The 17,269-nt window shown below is 62.3% G+C and carries 16 protein-coding genes; 5 read left to right on the plus strand and 11 right to left on the minus strand.

Features of this window, described 5'->3' with window-relative positions; genetic code table 11:
* Positions 1–50: 50 nt before the first annotated feature.
* Positions 51–1,910 (plus strand): DUF4012 domain-containing protein, encoded by a 1,860-nt coding sequence (locus tag G9U53_RS13530; protein WP_165638782.1) that lies wholly within the window; start codon positions 51–53, stop codon positions 1,908–1,910.
* A gap of 182 nt (positions 1,911–2,092) precedes the next feature.
* Positions 2,093–3,124 (plus strand): iron-siderophore ABC transporter substrate-binding protein, encoded by a 1,032-nt coding sequence (locus G9U53_RS13535; protein WP_007732282.1) that lies wholly within the window; start codon positions 2,093–2,095, stop codon positions 3,122–3,124.
* 36 nt (positions 3,125–3,160) lie between these two features.
* Here the strand turns inward: G9U53_RS13535 and G9U53_RS13540 are convergent, their stop codons facing one another.
* The 6 genes from G9U53_RS13540 to G9U53_RS13565 form a co-directional block, all read right to left on the minus strand.
* Positions 3,161–3,664 (minus strand): MarR family transcriptional regulator, encoded by a 504-nt coding sequence (locus tag G9U53_RS13540; protein ID WP_063316119.1) that lies wholly within the window; start codon positions 3,662–3,664, stop codon positions 3,161–3,163.
* 61 nt (positions 3,665–3,725) lie between these two features.
* Positions 3,726–4,982 carry a hypothetical protein gene (locus G9U53_RS13545; RefSeq protein ID WP_083058735.1) on the minus strand — a complete coding sequence of 419 codons (1,257 nt, stop codon included), beginning with the start codon at positions 4,980–4,982 and terminating at the stop codon, positions 3,726–3,728.
* A gap of 34 nt (positions 4,983–5,016) precedes the next feature.
* Positions 5,017–7,008, minus strand: coding sequence for a glycosyltransferase family 39 protein (locus G9U53_RS13550; RefSeq protein WP_083058739.1), 1,992 nt, complete (start codon positions 7,006–7,008; stop codon positions 5,017–5,019).
* A 93-nt stretch (positions 7,009–7,101) separates the two neighbouring features.
* Positions 7,102–7,614 (minus strand): GNAT family N-acetyltransferase, encoded by a 513-nt coding sequence (locus G9U53_RS13555; protein ID WP_165638783.1) that lies wholly within the window; start codon positions 7,612–7,614, stop codon positions 7,102–7,104.
* Positions 7,615–7,737: 123 nt separating this feature from the next.
* Positions 7,738–9,048: an HNH endonuclease signature motif containing protein gene (locus tag G9U53_RS13560; RefSeq protein ID WP_083058741.1), complete on the minus strand. Its 1,311-nt coding sequence runs from the start codon at positions 9,046–9,048 to the stop codon at positions 7,738–7,740.
* 48 nt (positions 9,049–9,096) lie between these two features.
* On the minus strand, positions 9,097–9,990 hold the full coding sequence (locus G9U53_RS13565; protein WP_083058744.1) for a dihydrodipicolinate synthase family protein: 894 nt from the start codon (positions 9,988–9,990) through the stop codon (positions 9,097–9,099).
* Between the two features lie 71 nt (positions 9,991–10,061).
* On the opposite strand from G9U53_RS13565, the gene G9U53_RS13570 reads away from it, so the two are divergent.
* Positions 10,062–10,970, plus strand: a complete 909-nt coding sequence (locus G9U53_RS13570) for a LysR substrate-binding domain-containing protein (protein ID WP_070160579.1) — start codon at positions 10,062–10,064, stop codon at positions 10,968–10,970.
* 6 nt (positions 10,971–10,976) lie between these two features.
* On the opposite strand, the gene nadC is transcribed toward G9U53_RS13570, so the two are convergent.
* From nadC to nadA, 3 genes are read right to left on the minus strand one after another with little or no spacing between them, the layout of a single operon-like run.
* Complete coding sequence (nadC, locus tag G9U53_RS13575; RefSeq protein WP_054781898.1) at positions 10,977–11,849, minus strand: carboxylating nicotinate-nucleotide diphosphorylase; 873 nt, start codon at positions 11,847–11,849, stop codon at positions 10,977–10,979.
* Positions 11,849–13,420, minus strand: coding sequence for an L-aspartate oxidase (locus G9U53_RS13580; protein WP_165638784.1), 1,572 nt, complete (start codon positions 13,418–13,420; stop codon positions 11,849–11,851). Before G9U53_RS13580 ends, nadC begins: the two co-directional genes overlap by 1 nt.
* The gene (nadA, locus tag G9U53_RS13585) at positions 13,417–14,454 is read right to left on the minus strand and encodes a quinolinate synthase NadA (RefSeq protein WP_003941702.1); all 1,038 of its coding nucleotides are present in this window, start codon (positions 14,452–14,454) and stop codon (positions 13,417–13,419) included. The genes G9U53_RS13580 and nadA overlap by 4 nt, the downstream gene beginning before the upstream one ends.
* A gap of 102 nt (positions 14,455–14,556) precedes the next feature.
* Here nadA and G9U53_RS13590 point away from each other — a divergent pair, with 102 nt between their 5' ends.
* The gene (locus tag G9U53_RS13590; protein ID WP_007733069.1) at positions 14,557–15,285 is read left to right on the plus strand and encodes an NUDIX domain-containing protein; all 729 of its coding nucleotides are present in this window, start codon (positions 14,557–14,559) and stop codon (positions 15,283–15,285) included.
* Positions 15,286–15,299: 14 nt separating this feature from the next.
* Here the strand turns inward: G9U53_RS13590 and G9U53_RS13595 are convergent, their stop codons facing one another.
* Both G9U53_RS13595 and G9U53_RS13600 read right to left on the minus strand, forming a co-directional pair.
* The gene (locus G9U53_RS13595) at positions 15,300–15,632 is read right to left on the minus strand and encodes a short-chain dehydrogenase (protein WP_050655334.1); all 333 of its coding nucleotides are present in this window, start codon (positions 15,630–15,632) and stop codon (positions 15,300–15,302) included.
* 109 nt (positions 15,633–15,741) lie between these two features.
* Positions 15,742–16,344: a TetR/AcrR family transcriptional regulator gene (locus tag G9U53_RS13600; protein WP_007733070.1), complete on the minus strand. Its 603-nt coding sequence runs from the start codon at positions 16,342–16,344 to the stop codon at positions 15,742–15,744.
* An 83-nt stretch (positions 16,345–16,427) separates the two neighbouring features.
* On the opposite strand from G9U53_RS13600, the gene G9U53_RS13605 reads away from it, so the two are divergent.
* Positions 16,428–17,258, plus strand: coding sequence for an SDR family oxidoreductase (locus G9U53_RS13605; RefSeq protein ID WP_047270127.1), 831 nt, complete (start codon positions 16,428–16,430; stop codon positions 17,256–17,258).
* Positions 17,259–17,269 lie beyond the last annotated feature (11 nt).

Below are 17,269 nucleotides of genomic sequence, written 5' to 3' on the forward strand. Positions count from 1 at the left end.
AGACATGTCGACGCAGCTTTCACGCACTCAAACGTCAGGAGCTTCAGCGGATGAACAACGACACGGTGGGACCAAAGTCCGACGACGATTCCGGGGCTGAACCGAGCGGCTCCAACACCATCCCACCGAGGGGCCCGGAGCGCGAAACCAAGGGGGCGGCCGCTTTTCTCCGAAGCCGTAGAACGGCAGTCGCGATCACCGCAACGACGCTGGTAGTGGGCGGTTTCGTGGCATGGCTCGGGTACACGGCATACGAGGCGAAAGACAACCTGGAGGCGGCTCGCGACCACGCACAGTCGGCGAAGAGCGCTCTCCTGGCCGGAGATACGGGAGTCGCAGAGTCTGCCGCGGCGGAAGCCGATCGCGAAGCATCGGACGCATACGACAACACCCATTCACTCCCCTGGAACATCACCGCCGCAATTCCCGTCATCGGGTCGCCGTTCGAGTCGACGCGCCAGATGACCGAGGTCGTTCAGGGGCTTACGCGTGACGTTCTCGGCCCTGCCGTGACTACCGGAACTTCACTCGCACCAACGGAATTGGTGCAGCCCGGTGGGCGCTTGGCACTCGCACCGTTACGCGAAGCGGAACCGAAACTGGCCGAAACAGCTATCGCCGCGGAATTGCTGTCGTCGCAGGCACAGGAAGTTCCCGAATCGAAGTACCTGGGCCGAGTTAACGATGCCAGAGCAGAATTACAGTCGCAGACAAGCGAACTGGCTACCCTCCTGACGAACACCGCCACCGCGGCGCGCATCGCACCGGCGATGCTCGGCACCGACGGACCGCGCAACTACTTCATCGGTTTCCAGACCAATGCGGAAGCGCGAGGAACCGGCGGCCTGTTGGGTGGATACGGCATCGTCCGAGTCGACAACGGCGCCGCTCGGGTGGACACACTCTCCCCCAACTCCGAACTAACACTGGACAATCAACCGATAGACCTTGGTCCTGACTTCAACCAGCTGTACGGAAACAGTCGACCGACCACCGATTTTCGCAACAGCAACCTCAGCTCGCACTTTCCCTACGCAGCGCAGATCTGGCAGTCCCTGTGGTCACAGGAGTCCGGGGGTGAGCTGGTCGACGGCGCGATAGCGACCGATCCGATAGCACTGAGTTACCTCCTCGCGGCGGTGGGACCAGTAGAGATGCCGGACGGAGAGTCGGTCACCGCCGACAACGTCGTTGAGTTGACCGAGTCGACCGCGTACGCACGCTTTCCCTCCGACAACAAGGCACGAAAGCAGTATCTGCAGACAATCGCGGCCCGTGTCGTGGCGAAGATGACCGGGAACATCAAGTCGCCGAGCGCATTACTGGAGGCTCTGGGCAGAGGTGTCAGCGAGGGCAGAATCGCAGTGTGGAGCTCTCACCCCGACGAACAATCGGTTCTTGACGACACCGTCCTCGGGCACACCATTCCCGATGATGCGGCTCCGTATGCCGGTGTGGTGATCAACAACCAAGCCGGCAACAAGCTCGACTACTACCTCACACGAGAAATCGACTACACAGCCCAGACGTGCACCGGCGACACCCGAAAGACAACGGTCACCGTTCGACTGACCAACAACGCGCCCGACGCCGACCTGACCGAATATGTCAGCGGGATCGTCGACAACCCCGGACGACTGCCCAATGGCACCAATGTGGCTGCAGTCACTCTGCTTGCGACAGCCGGCGCCAAACTCGATGCCGTCTCCGTGGGTGGACAGATTTCGTTTGCCGTCAACGGAACTGAACAGGGTCACCCGGCCTACATGACCAGGGCCGTCATTCCGCGAGGCCAGACGGTTGAGCTGAAGTTCGATCTGACCGAGCCCACAGCCGAGGGCGAAGCTCGCGTACCGGTCCAGCCGCTTGTCGACGACCCGAAGATTACCGTCGACGTTCCTAGCTGCTGAGCTTGTCCGGCAAACGTCGACGAGGCCCCTGGCATGTCGCCGTTTGTCGGACTCGTGAACTTTCAGCAGATTTGAAACTTTGGCAAAGGCTAGCCTATGCTTCCTGACGCGCCTGGAACCGGCCGTCGGCTGCGATCCGTCGGAGTCTCACTCCTCGGCGCATCGACAACGGAAGGTACCCCATGCGATACGCCCGTGTGCGCTCACTTCGCCGAACTGTGGCGCTGAGTGGATTGGTCATTGCCGCCCTGGTAATCGGCGGATGCAGTAACAACGACACCGCAACCGAATCGAGCAGCAGCGACTTCGAAACCGTCACCATCGAAAGTGCGCTCGGAAACGCCGTCATCACCGAAAAGCCCGAGCGAATCGTGACTCTCGGCATGGGGTCGGCGGAGACCGTAATAGCGCTCGGCACGATCCCCGTCGGCGTCGAAAAGTACGCATGGGGCAGCGACGACACCGGGTATCTGCCGTGGGTCCACGAAGCGGTCACGAAGCAAGGTGGCGAACTGCCAGAGCAGTTCACCGGCGGAACCGATCTCAACATCGAGGCGATCATCGCTCTCGAACCCGACCTGATCCTCGCCCCCTGGTCCGGCATCACACAGCAGCAGTTCGACTCACTCAACGCGTTCGCGCCGACCGTCGCCTACGCCGAGAGCCCCTGGACCATCACGTGGGAAGACCAGATCAACGTCATCGGCAAAGCCATGGGCGAATCCGAGAAGGCGACAGCCGAAATCGACAAGATCAAGTCGCAGTTCGCGGAATCGACTGCAGCACATCCGAACTACGCCGACGTCAGCTTCTCTTTCATCTACAACACGGGCCCAGGAACCCTCGGCGTCTTTTTCGCCGAAGAGCAGCGTGTGGCCATGGTCCGCGCACTTGGCCTGCAGGTGGATCCCGTCGTCTACACCTTGACGGAATCCGAAGGAACAGACTCCGCCGTCATCGGCCTCGAGAACGCAAACCTCCTCGACAAGTCCGACCTGCTCTTCACCTTCTACTCGGACCCGGCCAATCGGGCCGAGATCGAAGCGCAGCCCGCTTACCAGGCAATCCCCGCTGTGGCTCGGGGAACTGTCATCGCTCCGACCGAACAGCCCTTCGTCACCGGTTCCTCGATGATCAACCCTCTGACCGTGCCCTGGTCGCTCGAGCGCTACGTGCCGATGATCGACGAGGCAATCGCGAAGCTGAACAAGTGATGTAGATCAGCATCGTGCGATCGAGAAATCCGCGTCCTATTCGGACGCGGGTTTCTTGCCGTCGCGTTCAGCTTTGAATCGCATCCACTCACTGCTCAGCATGCGATTGTCGATGATCCACCCCATGTAATCGCGCATGTTGAGCACACGAATGTACGCGGGACCGTTGGGATTTGCGTACTGCAGGGCCTCGGTCGCAAGCTTGCGTTGATTCTCGAGATACACGTGCTCTGTTTCGAGGAATCCGCCCCACACGTCGGAATCCATGACGTAGTAGTGAGTCCGATCCCGAGGCTTGCGCGTGAGCTTGACGAACCCCCGTTCGATCAACCGACGAATGTAGGTGGACACCGATCCGCGACTTGCTCCGAGTGCCTGCGCCAACTCTTCGGCGCTGACCCCTGGCGACTCGCTGATCAGCAGATAGCCCGCAATACGTCCTTCGATGCGGGCCCCACCGCCGGACTGCCAGTACACGGAGAACTGATCGATGAACCACGTGGAGAAGTCGTCACCGCGAGCAGGGCTGGCATCGCCCATTCGTTGAGCCTCCGACGTCTCTGGGTACGAACAATTCGCCACTATTGTGCCAGCACCACCGTCACCGAGCCGAAATCACCAGCCCTGGAGTGGTTGCGATGAACTCGAGCTGTTCGATCGTCAAAGGCGACGCCGATGTGGAGCCCGCCGATGACACGAACTGGGTCACCACTACTGTTTCGCCGGAGGGGTGAACAACTCGGACCGTGTCATCGCCCGAGCCATCGGGATCGACCAGGCGAGTCACGGTGGTGGAGCCTGGCAACGTCAGTGTCTCACCCGGTTCCGGCACAGCGGTACCAACTGATATTTCGACATCGCTGCTGCCGTCCGCTGTCGAGGCGACGATCCGCTCGCACACTCCTCCCTGTCCGTAATCATCTGGAACCAACGAACCGAGCGGGCGCTCCAAAGTGACGCCTGCCGCGCCGAGATCCTTCCAACGTGCATCGAGCAACTGATTCAGTCGGTCGATATCCATGCGCGACGCAGGTGGACCGGCATTCACAGAATCGGTGTAGCAGGATGCCATCGGCGGCGGCGTCGAGTCTGGAACCTGCGCAGTCACCGCAAGCCCCGGCGCGGTCGCTAACGCGATCAGTTCGTCCATCGTCAAGAGCGGGGAAGCATCCGACGAAGTTCCGGTCGACGTGTCGACGCTGGCAACAACCCGGGATCCATCACCGAGATACGCGACGACTCCGCGCTCGCCCCCGACTTCCGAACCGTCTTTGTCTTCGAAATCGGCTCTGTCCTCGAAATCGGCGATGTCGAGCACTGTTCCGTTTTCGAGATGCTCCCGCCGATCCACCAGACCCTCCAAGCATGGCGGCACCGGCTGATCCCATGCACGCACCTGAACCGAGATATCCGCAGTCCGCCCGACGCGAGTCAAGGTTCCCTTCGCCGACGTAGAACCGCTGAACTCGATCGGGTCGACCCCGTCAGGAAACGAGGCACCCCGGTAATTCTGGATCGGCGCAAACTCGAGCGATTTCGATGGACTCGCAAATGCAACGTCGACATCGGAAGGCAGCGATTCGAGTAGTGCGTCGCTCATGGCGGTGGCCTTCGGTCCCGAGAACCATGGATAGTCCGGGTCGTCATAGCCGGGCTCACCGGCAAAACCGTAGTTGATACGCACCGGCGGACCCGGCGATGCCACCGAATCGCAGCCGGGAATCGACGTGCCCGTGTCTTCGTTCGTCACCGCCGCGACAACAGTTCCCAAGGCGACGATCGAGACGATCACCAGCCCGTCACGCCAGGTCCATTGCTCGCGGCGACGGTTCGACTCGTGTGCGGTGCGCCCAGACATTTCTCGATCATTGCCTACCACAACAACTACGTCGCTATCCGACATACCCGCTGAGGTCGTAGATCGTGGAATTTCCCACCGTTGTCGACGTGAAATTCGCTTCGACCCATTCCTGGATGACACTCGACGTGCTGTCCCCGCTTTGGCCCTCTCGCTGGCTTCCGCCCTGGCCACCGGCAATGTAGTAGTGAATTTTTCCGTCTGCCACGTACTGGATGAATTGATCCAATGTCGGTGCGGGATCGGAACTCCAACCGCCGATCGCCATCACCGCGGTATTGCTGGCCAACTCGTAGGTTGCTGCGCTTTGCGAGCCGTTGGTCGCGGCCGACCACGTGGTGCCCGCATTGACCAGCATTGCCGTCAACTCGGAAGTACTTTCGCTGCCGCTACTCAGTTCTTGCCCGTTCGACGCCGGATTTACAGTCGCGTCAGAAGAATTCGGCGGAGCGTCACCGTTTTGCAGCTCTGGGCCCCCACCCATACCTCCTCCCCCGCCCATTCCGGAGTCGGACACGGCGCCGGTTGGTCCGGCCGTCGGGATGGATCCGCCGTGCGCTGTTGCGGCAGTGGCAATCGCGTAAGACGCAGAACCGGTTATCCCTGCCAACGATCCAAGAATTAATCCAGCGACAGCGAGCTTGCGGAATCGATCCTTGGCTCCCACGAGAACCAGGATCGCGCCGACGACAGTGCCCGCCAACAGAATCCACTTCAGCATCGGCAGCCAGTCGGCATTGCGGTGCAACAACACCCAACTCCAGATTCCTGCGGCCAGCATCGTCGCAGCCAAGCCGCAACGTCCGATCCAACGGGCACGGACCAACCACAGAGCGTATCCACCGGTCCCGATCATCCCCGCGACGGCGGGCGCCAGCGCAACTGTGTAATAGGGGTGGATCGTGCCGGACATGTAGCTGAAGATCAGGCCGGTAACGAGAAACCAGCCACCCCAAAGGATCAACGACGCACGGACAAGATCTGTGCGCGGTGCGCGCCCACAGGCGAGTAAGCCGAACACCAACGCAATCAAAGCCGCAGGAATAAGCCAGGAAATCTGGATACCCATCTCGCTGCCGAACAGCCGTTCGAGTCCGGCACTTCCCCCGAAGCTCGAACCTGCACTGCCACCGGCCATTCCGCCACCGCCACCGGTGCTCCCGAAAAGTCGACCCAATCCGTTGTATCCCAGTACCAAGTCCATGACGCTGTTGTTGGTCGATCCGCCGATGTACGGGCGAGAATCAGCGGGCCACAGCCACACTGCCAACACCCACCACCCAGCCGATATGACAACGGACGCAGCACCGATCACCAGGTGGACCAGGCGAGTCCGCAAGCGCACCTGTCCGGCGATCAAATACGCGGCACCGAATGCAGGCAACACCATCAGCCCTTGCAGCATCTTGGTGAGAAAGGCAAACCCCAGCGCTACTCCTGCGAGCGCCACCCACATCGCGGCTCGACGACCGATCGCCGTGCCCATAGCCCGAATCACGAAGTAGCCGGCAAGAGTCATGAGCAGAACCAACAGTGCATCAGGATTGTCGAACTTGAACATCAGGGCGGCAGCGGGCGTAGCTGCCAACACAGCTCCCGCCACCAAACCCGCAGCGGGCGACGCCACTCGTTTGACGGCCGCATACACGAGCGCAACTGATCCGACGCCCATCAACGCCTGCGGAACTAGAAGACTGGCACTCGAGAATCCGAAGATTCGTCCGGACACACCCATCACCCACAATGAAGCGGGCGGTTTGTCGACAGTGATGAAATTCGAGGTATCGAGGGAACCGAAGAACCACGCTTTCCAATTCTGGGAGCCGGCCTGCGCCGCCGCAGCGTAGAAGGTGTTGGCGTAGCCACTCGCGGTCAGATTCCACAAATACAGGACTGCCGTTGCTGCCAACAGGATCGTCAGCGCCAATCCTGTACTGCGCGTGCGGAACCACGACGGCGAGGGCTCCGCGCGATGGGCAGTTGGTGCCGGCCGCTGACGCGGGGCCGGATGCAGAACGGCGGTCATCAGGAAGTCCCTTCACGAGTTACTGTCCTGCCAACGATCGCGTCTCCAACCCTGGCGGCACTGGGAGCCGGCTGGAAAGTTGCTGTGAATGGCTCAGGTCAGGGAGCGCTCGAACAGCACGACGCTGAACCACCCGTTGTCGGCATCGTCTCCGAAGTCACGACGCCCTACCTCGGCGAAACCCGCGTCTCGGTAATAGCGGCGCAACCGCACGTTGGTTTCTACACAATCGAGCCGCAGGTACTGCGCGTTCTCCTGCGCGGACCGTCGATGGGCCCAGACGAGTAAGCGTTCGCCCAACGAGGTGCCCGAGAATTCTCGATCGATAACCAATCCGTGCACGTAGCCGGCAGGATCGTTCGAATTGGGCCAGACCACGGGGTCTGACCAGATCAACCGCAGGGCACCGACAATCCTCGACTGTTCCCGGTCTCGCGCAACAAAGAACTCCCCTCTCGAAATCTGCTCCCCGACCTGCTCGACAGACACTTCACGCGGGCACCACTGGATGATTCCGCGTTCTGCCAACCAGTCTTCTGCCGCGTGCCGCAGCGCCAGAATCTCCGGCCCATCGGTCTCGACCGCTTGCACAACGTCGACAACCATATGACCTCCCCCATATCTGCAGCCGTTCACAACAACACGGCCTCCAGGCCCCAACCCGGGTGTATCTCCGAGTTGAAGCCTATCGGCGTGAAGTTGTGCGCCTGAACGGGTGTCACCACTCAGTCAGGTTTTGAATGTGGTGTTGGCCGGTCGCGGGTGCTGGCCGGGGTCGATCGAGGGCGGCGGGATGAACCACGGTTTGTTGTCGGCGCCTATTCGGATCGCCCATTTCCCGACGAACCCTGATTTGCGGTGCATCAGTCGGTGATGTGAACGGCACAGCAGCACCAGGTTGTTCATCACCGTCGGGCCACCGTTCGCCCAGTGCCGGATGTGGTGCGCATCAGTCCAGGCGGGCACGCATGTGCAACGCGGGAACGCGCAGCCTCTGTCGCGGGCAATCAACGCAGTCCGTTGTTCGGCGGTGACCAACCTCTTTCCTGGTTTCGCATCCAAGGGCGCGCCGTGATCGTCGAGCAGAACGGTCGACAGGAAACAATCACACCCGAGGAGCCTGGTCTGCGACACCGACAGCGGTCCCAGCCAGGGCATGTGCCCGACATCAAGATCGGACAGCTCCAGTGAGCCGTCATCACCCGAATCCGAAGACTGTGCGGCACAATCCCGATGCTCCGCCAAATCACGAGCATTGATGTGCACATTCACATGCGGACGCTGACCACCATCGGTACCAGTCCTCGCGCAGTCCAGGTAACGCCGGATCAGTTCCGTGAACCCATCCGCAGTCCGCTTCGCCGCCGACCGGGCATCGGGAGTCCCGTCCGGTGCCGGGGTCGGCATCGTCAGATTCGACAACGCCGACAACAACATTTCCCCGCTGAGGGCATCGAAATCCCCACGCACCACCACCCGACCATTCAAGGTCGAGGCGATCCGCAACTCATTGAGATCGACATCCTCGGCGGGCGGAATCTCATCCGATTCGAAAATTCGCTCCAACGTCGCGATCACGTTCCGCACCTTCGTCGTCGTCGCCTCCACCCCCGACGCAGCAGCCAACAACAAATCGATGCACTTCGGTAATGCCTCCTCCGGCATCCCCTTCGGCGGTGACTCGCAGAACGCCACGATCAACACCGCATGCTCGAACGAGCAATCCCCGCAATCGAACCGAGCCGCCACCGCCGGAAACGGCCGCAAAGCCGCACCCAACGCGGCGATCTTCTTCCCGTCCCGAACCTGCAGCATCGTGTTCGCCGCCAACCACGCACCCACTCCGCGGCTGGCAATCACCTGATCATCCGGGCGCAACGACAACTCGTCCACCACAGCCACACGCACAGCTTCCAGGCGCAGAATCTCCGCACTCGCCTCGACAGCAGCAGCACGCAACTCAGAAGCAGTCAACTGCCACAGGCGTCCGCGTAACCCCACCGCAGAACCCGACACCACATCCGACAACAAGACACTCATTGAATCCCCCGATCCCCTCCTCAAATCATACTCGAACACCCGTTCGAGTCAAGAGTGGTAGACCTCGAGCGCCCGCGCTACCGATTCGTCACCCGCAGGTAGCAACGGCAGTCGCACATGGGGAGTCGGAATCTGTCCCAACGCATGCAATACGCCCTTGATCACAGTCGGGTTCGGTTCGGAAAACAGAGCTCCGGACAGCTTCGACAAACTCCGCCCGAGGTCACGGGCGCCGTCCACATCGCCACTGTCCCAAGCTTTTACCAAGCGGACGAACTCAGCGGTCGACACATGAGCGGACGCCAAGATGCCACCGGCCGCACCCAAGGCCAGAAGAGGCGCGAGAAATAGATCATCCCCCGCCAGTACGGCGAAGTCGCCTGGAAGATCCGCGAAGAGTTCGACGGCAGCTGCGTCGATACCGCCCGCGGCATACTTCACACCAACAACCCCGGGCAAAGTACCCACCTCCTGCATAGTGCCGCTGTCCAGATCGCACGCAGTTCGGTACGGCACGTGATAGACAATCAGCGGCACTGGGCTCGACGACTGCAGATGCGCGAAATGCGCCACCACACCGGCTTTCGACGGCCTCGTGAAGGAGGGAACCGGCACCAAGGCCGCCGAGACCTCAGGCCACCGAGCCAGCCTCCCGAGCGCCTGCGCACTGCCCGCCGTGTCGTTACTGCCCGCGCCGACGATCAACGTCGCACCTCTCGCACGGCACACATTCGCACAGATATCCAGAACGGTCACTCTCTCCTGTTCGGTGAGTGTTGCGGCTTCCGCTGTAGTCCCAAGCGCAACGAGTCCGACCGCACCCTCGGAGAGGACCTGGTGCGCAAGCTGTTCGAGTGCATCGGTTGCAATACGACCGTCGCTCTCGAAGGGCGTGATCAGTGGAACATGGATTCCGGCCAGGTCAACTCGAGTCGTAGTCATAGAACTCAGCCTCACCGAACAAACCTTGTAGGTCTAGTTCGCATTTCCATCGTCGAGCGTAAGCTGAGCTGATGCTCGATGTTCGCCGACTGAAGCTCTTGCGTGAACTAGCGCTGCGCGGAACCATCGTTGCCGTTGCCGAGGCGCTGTCGTTCAGTCCCTCCGCGGTGTCGCAGCAGTTGGCCGTCCTCGAACGTGAAGCCGGCGTGCCGCTGCTGGAACGAACAGGCCGTCGCGTCCGACTCACACCCGCCGGTGAGAACCTCGCACGTCATGCCGAAGCCATCCTGCAACGCCTGGAGCAGGCGTCAGGTGAATTGGTCGACGCACGTCGTGGACTGGCGGGGCCGCTGCGCATCGGAACGTTCCCGACCGCGGCACGGGCGATCCTCCCGGCGGCATTGATCGCCCTGTCTCGCGAGCATCCCGGGTTGGAACCGATGGTTTCGGAGATCGACCCGGCGGACGTCGCCGACGACCTACGAGCTGGGACTCTGGACTTGGCGTTGATTCACGACTACGACTTCGTCCCTCGCCCCACCGAACCGGGCCTGACGACATTGCCGCTCTGCAGCGAAGCCGTGTACCTCGCATCGAGTGACATCGAGTCAGATCCCCACGACGCTGTCGCATCGCTGACCGACTGCGTAGAACGTCCCTGGATTACCGCAATTCCCGGAACTGCTTGTCATGCAATGACTATTCGCGCATGCCAGGCAGCTGGATTCACCCCGAAAGTGCGACACCACATCGACGAATTCGCCACCGTTCTCGCCCTCGTCGCTGCGGGACAGGGTGTTTCGCTGGTTCCTGAACTCGGAGCAATCCATCCGCCGCTAGGTGTGCGCCTGACGCCGATGCACATTCGACGAAGGACGAAGATTGCACACCGAGCGGGCTCCGACGCTCACCCGGCGGTCGCAACCGTGACAAACGCGCTTCGCTCGGCCGTCCCGCAACTGCTGGACGCCGAGCAATAGCGACACCTACATGTCGAGCCCGAGGTCGAGGACCGTCACCGAGTGCGTCAAGGCACCGACAGCGAGGTAGTCGACGCCGGTTCGGGCGTACTCTGCGGCAACGTCGATGGTGAGACCACCGGATGACTCGAGTTTGGTTTCTGGAGCAACAGCGTCTCGGCGCTGGACCGCGATCTGCGTCTGCCACAGCGGGAAGTTGTCCAGCAGAACAAGTTCCACATTCTCCGCCAGCACCTGATCGAGCTGAGTGAGGTTGTCGACCTCAACTTCGCACTCGATGTCCGGGGCGAGCTCACGGACCGCACGAAGTGCTGCGACCACCGAACCGGCAGCAGCAACATGGTTGTCCTTGATCAACGCCGCGTCGCCCAATCCCATACGGTGGTTGACGCCTCCGCCCACGTGGACTGCATATTTCTGCAGAGAACGCAGTCCGGGCAGCGTCTTTCGGCTGTCCCGCACTTTGGCATGAGTGCCGGCAATGGCGTCGACCCACTGTGATGTCGCCGTGGCGATTCCCGAGAGATGGCAGACGAGGTTGAGCATCGTGCGCTCTGCCGTGAGAAGTCCGCGGGTGGGCGCGACAACGGTGAGCACCGATTGACCTGGCGCAACCCGAGTTCCGTCGGCCACCCGATCAACGACCTCGTAGTTACCCGCGCCGATCACCTCGTCGAGAACAAGCAGTCCGACGTCGATGCCGGCGACAGTACCCGAGGAGCGTGAGACGACCGACGCCTTCGCGACCGCATCGGCGGGAACCGTTGCGGTAGAAGTGATGTCGGGTCCATAGCGCAGATCCTCGTCCAGAGCGAGCCTGACCAATGTGAGCAGCTCGTCACGGTCGAGCGGCGAGGGCAGGATCTTCTGCTCGGTCATCAATGAACTCCTGTCAACAACATGTCGGGTATTTCGAGCGCTCCATCGGCACCCATCTTGATCCGAGTGCTGCGACGCTGATTCGGATCTGTTTCAGGATAGTCGGTGCGGGTATGGCAGCCACGGCTCTCGGTTCGCGCCACGGCCACGTCGACCAATGCAGTCGCGGTCAACGTGAGCGCCGCGTCTTCGAGGTCCGGAGCAGCCACCGCCACTGTCTGTTCGGCGTCGGCAAGCGCGGCTCGCGCAATCTGGAGACCGCCTCCGTCGCGAACCACCGACGCGTGTGCCGTCATGACGGACTGCACGGTCTCTCGCGGCAGGATCGGCATCGGCTTGCGCACCACGTTGACCACTTCGGCATGAACCTCGCGACGCTCGGCAGCTGCGATTCCTGCACGCTCCCCGACTACCAAACCCTCGAGAAGGCTGTTGGACGCAAGACGATTCGCGCCGTGCAATCCCGTGCGAGCCACTTCGCCTGCTGCGTAGAGACCAGGCACTCCCGTTCGTCCATGGACGTCGGTGGCGACTCCGCCGCACGAATAGTGCGCGGCCGGAGCGACCGGAATTAATTGGGTGCGTGGATCGATGCCCGCTTCGAGGCAGGACGCCGTGATGGTCGGGAATCTCGAATCGAAACCGTCGAGCTTGCGAGCGTCGAGATAGACGTGATCAGTGCCGAGATCGCGTAGGCGTGCTGCGATTGCCCTCGAGACCACGTCACGCGGGGCGAGATCACCCAGCGGATGAACACCTGCGGTGACCGAATCACCGTTGGTGTCGACAAGAATCGCGCCCTCGCCGCGGACCGCCTCACTGATCAGGGGTCGGCGGCCTACCCCGCCCGGAGTGAAGAGCACCGTCGGATGGAACTGAACGAACTCCAGGTCCGCAATCGCCGCACCGGCTTCGAGTGCCAACGCGATTCCGTCGGCAGTCGCTCCGGGCGGATTTGTGCTGCAGGCATACAGCTGACCGAGTCCGCCGGTAGCGAGCAGCACCGCGGGCGCATGGATCACTCCGAGGCCTTCCGGCGAGGAGACGATGAGTCCGCACGCCCCACGCCGGTTGGTCACCACCTGGACTGCCGCTGCACCGAACAGAACGGGGAGCCCGGCAGCATTGAGAGCCCGCTGCACTTCCGCGCCAGTGGCGTCGCCGCCGGCATGGATGATCCGACGCGTGCTGTGCCCACCCTCGCGGGTGCGCGACACCTCGCCGTCTCGCCCGCGATCGAAGACCGCTCCCAACGCGGCCAGCGCAGCAACAGCGTCGTGACCAGCTTCGACGATGGAATAGACGGCTTCCTCGTCGCACAAACCGACGCCGGCCTCACACGTATCCGAAACGTGCGACTCGACGGAATCGGTATTCAGATCGTCGACGACCGCGATGCCGCCCTGCGCGTACTGAGTCGCGGTGTCCGTCGGACCGCCCTTGCTGACCGTGAGTACTTTCAATCCCCGCAGAGAAGCGGTGCGCGCAGCGGTGAGGCCCGCGACACCGCCTCCCACGACGACCAGGTCGGCATGAGCCTCCCAGGCGAAACGCCCGGCAGGGCTGGTCACTCGCCGCCGCCCGGATTACCGATCTCGATCATGCGCTGCACCGACTTCTGTGCACGCTTGGCCATCTCGAGATCGACGTGGACCTCGTCCTTGCCCTCGAGAAGGCAGCGAAGCAACGCGGCAGGCGTGATCATCTTCATGTACGGGCACGACGCGCGGTCGTTGACGGCCTGGAAATCGACGTCGGGCGCTGCCTTGCGCAACTGGTGCAGCATCCCGATCTCGGTCGCGACCAGAACCTGCTTGCTCTTGGTGACGCGGGCCGCGTCGAGCATTCCGCCGGTGGAGAGAATCTTGACCTTGTCCGCGGGGACCGCGCCTTCACCGGCTAGGTACAGAGCCGAAGTAGCGCAACCACATTCAGGGTGCACGAACAGCTCGGCGTCCGGGTGCGACTTGGACTTGGCCGTCAGCTCGTCACCGTTGATGCCGGCGTGCACGTGGCACTCACCAGCCCAGATCTGCATGTTGGTACGGCCCGTCACGCGCTTGACGTGAGCTCCCAGGAACTGGTCCGGCAGGAACAGAACCTCGCGGTCGGGATCGATCGAGTTGACCACGTCGACGGCATTGGACGAGGTGCAGCAGATGTCGGTGAGACCCTTCACCTCTGCGGTTGTGTTCACGTACGACACCACCAGCGCGTTCGGGTTGTCGGCCTTCCACTCACGAAGCTGCTCGGCATTGATCGAGTCGGCCAGAGAGCAGCCGGCTCTCTCGTCCGGGATCAGCACGGTCTTGGACGGCGACAGGATCTTCGCGGTCTCGGCCATGAAGTGCACACCGCAGAAGACAATCGTGTCCTCGGGCGCCTCGGCAGCGATTCGCGACAGCGCCAGGGAGTCACCGACATGATCGGCGACGTCCTGAATCGCAGGCAGCTGGTAGTTGTGCGCAAGAATCGTCGCGCCGCGTTCGCGAGCCAGACGTTTGATCTCAGCGGCCCACTCGGGGGTCGCTTCGACTCCGTTGTATCCGCCGGGGCCGTCGTGAATCTGCGAGGCCGATCCCTCCCATAACGTCGTGGTCGTCATGGCGTTCTCCTTCACCGTGAACCCGGGCTCGTCACCCAGTTCAAATCCGGACGGGCTGGCCCGGATTTCCGTATTCGAGGTTTTCGACTTAGGATCGAAAACGTGCCCAATAGTAACACCACCCACGAAGTGCTTGCAGCGGTGTTCCAAGTTCGCACCTTCCCCGCAAGCATCGCCGCAGGTGACGGCGATCACTGCCCGCAAGGGCGTGAAGAGTTGGCCGTGCTGCTGTGGCAGCGTGCACTCAACCCACAGAAGGGCACGTGGTCCCTGCCCGGGGGCACTTTGCGCGACGACGAGGACCTGACGACCTCCGCTCGACGACTCCTCGCCGAGAAGGTCGACCTAAGAAAGGTCGCCCACCTCGAACAGCTCTCCGTCTTCAGTGATCCACAGCGCGTGCCGGGTCCGCGCCGCATCGCGTCGACCTTCCTCGGACTCGTTCCCCTCAGCGCCGACCCACAACTGCCACCGGACACGGCCTGGCACCCCGTTTCGAAGTTGCCGGAGATGTCGTTCGACCACGGAACCGTCGTACGGCACGCGCGCAATCGACTTGCCGCGAAACTCTCGTACACCAACATCGCATTCGGGCTGGCCCCGGAAGAGTTCGCGATGTCGACACTGCGCGAAATCTACTGCGCTGCCCTCGGTTACCAGGTCGATGCCACCAACTTGCAACGCGTGCTGGGGCGTCGAGGCGTTCTGACTCCCACCGGCAACACCGCACCGTCCGGCAAGTCGGGTGGACGTCCACCCGCCCTGTACCGTTTCACCGACTCCACCTTGCGGGTCACCGACGAATTCGCCGCACTACGGCCGCCAAGCTGACACCGATCGCACTGTCAGGCAACAGCTTCGAGACTTCCGCGCTGCAGCCACACCGAGGTCACGGCGCCGGCCGGATCGATGACCCGGTTGATTACACCGAACCGAGTCGTCACCCGATCGAGAATCCGATCGGCCTGCCAACGATCCGTCGGATCGGCGACAATCGCAAAGAAGCGATGGGCAGGTTTTCCCGCCATGACGCGAACCAATTCGGTGACCGTCCGCGCCGTGACTGCCACGCTCCAACCAGCGTCGAGAAACTCGGCGGCCGTGCGCGCACCGTGCTCGAATCCGATGTCCGTGACAAGTACAACTCCCCTGTTGGCGGCGATCTCTGAAACACTCATTGCCGAACCTCCACTCGGAATCAATCTTCTTGACTCCTATGTAAGTCCGCAATCTTGTGCTTCCCTTGTGCTGGTTCTGTGAGAACTCTGGGGAATTGCGCGCCCCACCTCAGACAGCCCTGGAAAGGCCCGCCCAGAAGACCGTCGAGGCCGCGTTCACCACCTCGCCCACCGGCACGTCGCCCAACATTCCGCCCGCAGCAAGCGTCGCGACGCCGTGGAACGTCGCAAAGGCAACCAGCGCAATACTTTCCGGATCACCGGCGGCAATGTCACCTGCGGCCTGAGCTTCCGACACGAGCCGGACGGTCAGGTCCATCGTCGCGTGCCCCGCGTTGACGACAGTTTCGGCGGCGCCCGGCGCATGCTTGTTGCTGTACATCAGAGAGAGCAGGCCCGGATGCTCCAGCGCAAAATCCACGTAGGCATTGGCGAGCGAGGAGAACCGGGCCCTCGCGGTCGGTGGAGCATCCGCGACTGCCCGCTCGAGCGCACCGGTCATCCGATGGAATCCACTTTCGGCCAAGGCATCGAGCAAAGCCTGGCGATCACGAAAGTGCTTGCCCGGAGCCGCGTGGCTCACGCCCGCCTCACGCGCGAGTTGCCTCAGCGACAACTTGTCGACGCCATCTCGTTCGAGTGTTGCTTCGGCCGACGCCAGGAGTTCCTGTCGCAGGCTGCCGTGATGATACGGCTGTTCGTGGGCGGGCATGGTGGCACCATATCAAAATGTTGTCATTGACAACTATGGTGTCAGTGCCTACATTTGGGATCACCCGAACCGAAGGAGCCACCATGGCCATCGACGTAGCCGGAACCACCGTCCTCATCACCGGAGCCAGCGCTGGGCTCGGAGTGGAATTCGCTCATCGCTTTGCCGCTCGCGGCGCAAACCTGGTTCTGGTCGCCAGGCGGGCCGACCGCCTCGAGGCACTCGCCACCGAACTCCGTGGCGTCCACGGCATCATCGTGACAGTCCTGCCCGCCGACCTGGCCGCACCCGGCGTCGGTGCATCGCTGCACCAGGAGCTGACAAACCGTGGCATCACCGTCGACTCGCTGATCAACAACGCCGGATTCGGAACACATGGGGCATTCGTGGACGAAGATCTCGAGCGCGTCACGTCCGAAATTCAACTCAACATCGCCACGCTGGTCGAGCTGACACACACATTCCTGCCCGACCTTCTCACCGGCCGCGGAGCACTGGTCAACATCGCCAGCACAGCGTCGTTCCAGCCGACACCGGGCATGGCCGTCTACGGCGCGTCCAAGGCGTTCGTACTCAACTTCACCGAAGCACTCTGGGCCGAAGCTCGCGGCAGCGGATTGACTGTATTGGCGGTGTGCCCCGGTCCGACGCGCACCGAGTTCTTCGACGTAGTCGGCTCCGAAGACGCGGCGGTCGGGCGAATGCAGACGGCAACTCAGGTGGTGGACACCGCTTTCCGAGCACTGGATCGACGCTACGCGCCGCCGACCGTCGTATCGGGACTGCCGAACTGGGTGTCCTCGATCAGCACTCGCTTCGCAACCCGCCGGTTGGGCGCGCTGATTTCCGGGCGACTGTTGGGTGACGTGCGAATGAAAGCCGAAACCAAGCGCTCGTCGACCTCTGCGGCGTAGCGACGCAACAG

This window comes from Rhodococcus sp. D-46 (assembly GCF_011290655.1).
GTDB classification, from domain to species: Bacteria; Actinomycetota; Actinomycetes; order Mycobacteriales; family Mycobacteriaceae; genus Rhodococcus_F; species Rhodococcus_F qingshengii.

Coding starts and splice junctions, on each gene's coding strand:
- G9U53_RS13530 (WP_165638782.1), top strand. CDS start 51: ATGAACAACGACACGGTGGGACCAAAGTCCGACGACGATTCCGGGGCT.
- G9U53_RS13535 (WP_007732282.1), top strand. CDS start 2,093: ATGCGATACGCCCGTGTGCGCTCACTTCGCCGAACTGTGGCGCTGAGT.
- G9U53_RS13540 (WP_063316119.1), bottom strand. CDS start 3,664: ATGGGCGATGCCAGCCCTGCTCGCGGTGACGACTTCTCCACGTGGTTC.
- G9U53_RS13545 (WP_083058735.1), bottom strand. CDS start 4,982: ATGTCTGGGCGCACCGCACACGAGTCGAACCGTCGCCGCGAGCAATGG.
- G9U53_RS13550 (WP_083058739.1), bottom strand. CDS start 7,008: ATGACCGCCGTTCTGCATCCGGCCCCGCGTCAGCGGCCGGCACCAACT.
- G9U53_RS13555 (WP_165638783.1), bottom strand. CDS start 7,614: ATGGTTGTCGACGTTGTGCAAGCGGTCGAGACCGATGGGCCGGAGATT.
- G9U53_RS13560 (WP_083058741.1), bottom strand. CDS start 9,048: ATGAGTGTCTTGTTGTCGGATGTGGTGTCGGGTTCTGCGGTGGGGTTA.
- G9U53_RS13565 (WP_083058744.1), bottom strand. CDS start 9,990: ATGACTACGACTCGAGTTGACCTGGCCGGAATCCATGTTCCACTGATC.
- G9U53_RS13570 (WP_070160579.1), top strand. CDS start 10,062: ATGCTCGATGTTCGCCGACTGAAGCTCTTGCGTGAACTAGCGCTGCGC.
- nadC (WP_054781898.1), bottom strand. CDS start 11,849: ATGACCGAGCAGAAGATCCTGCCCTCGCCGCTCGACCGTGACGAGCTG.
- nadA (WP_003941702.1), bottom strand. CDS start 14,454: ATGACGACCACGACGTTATGGGAGGGATCGGCCTCGCAGATTCACGAC.
- G9U53_RS13595 (WP_050655334.1), bottom strand. CDS start 15,632: ATGAGTGTTTCAGAGATCGCCGCCAACAGGGGAGTTGTACTTGTCACG.
- G9U53_RS13600 (WP_007733070.1), bottom strand. CDS start 16,344: ATGCCCGCCCACGAACAGCCGTATCATCACGGCAGCCTGCGACAGGAA.
- G9U53_RS13605 (WP_047270127.1), top strand. CDS start 16,428: ATGGCCATCGACGTAGCCGGAACCACCGTCCTCATCACCGGAGCCAGC.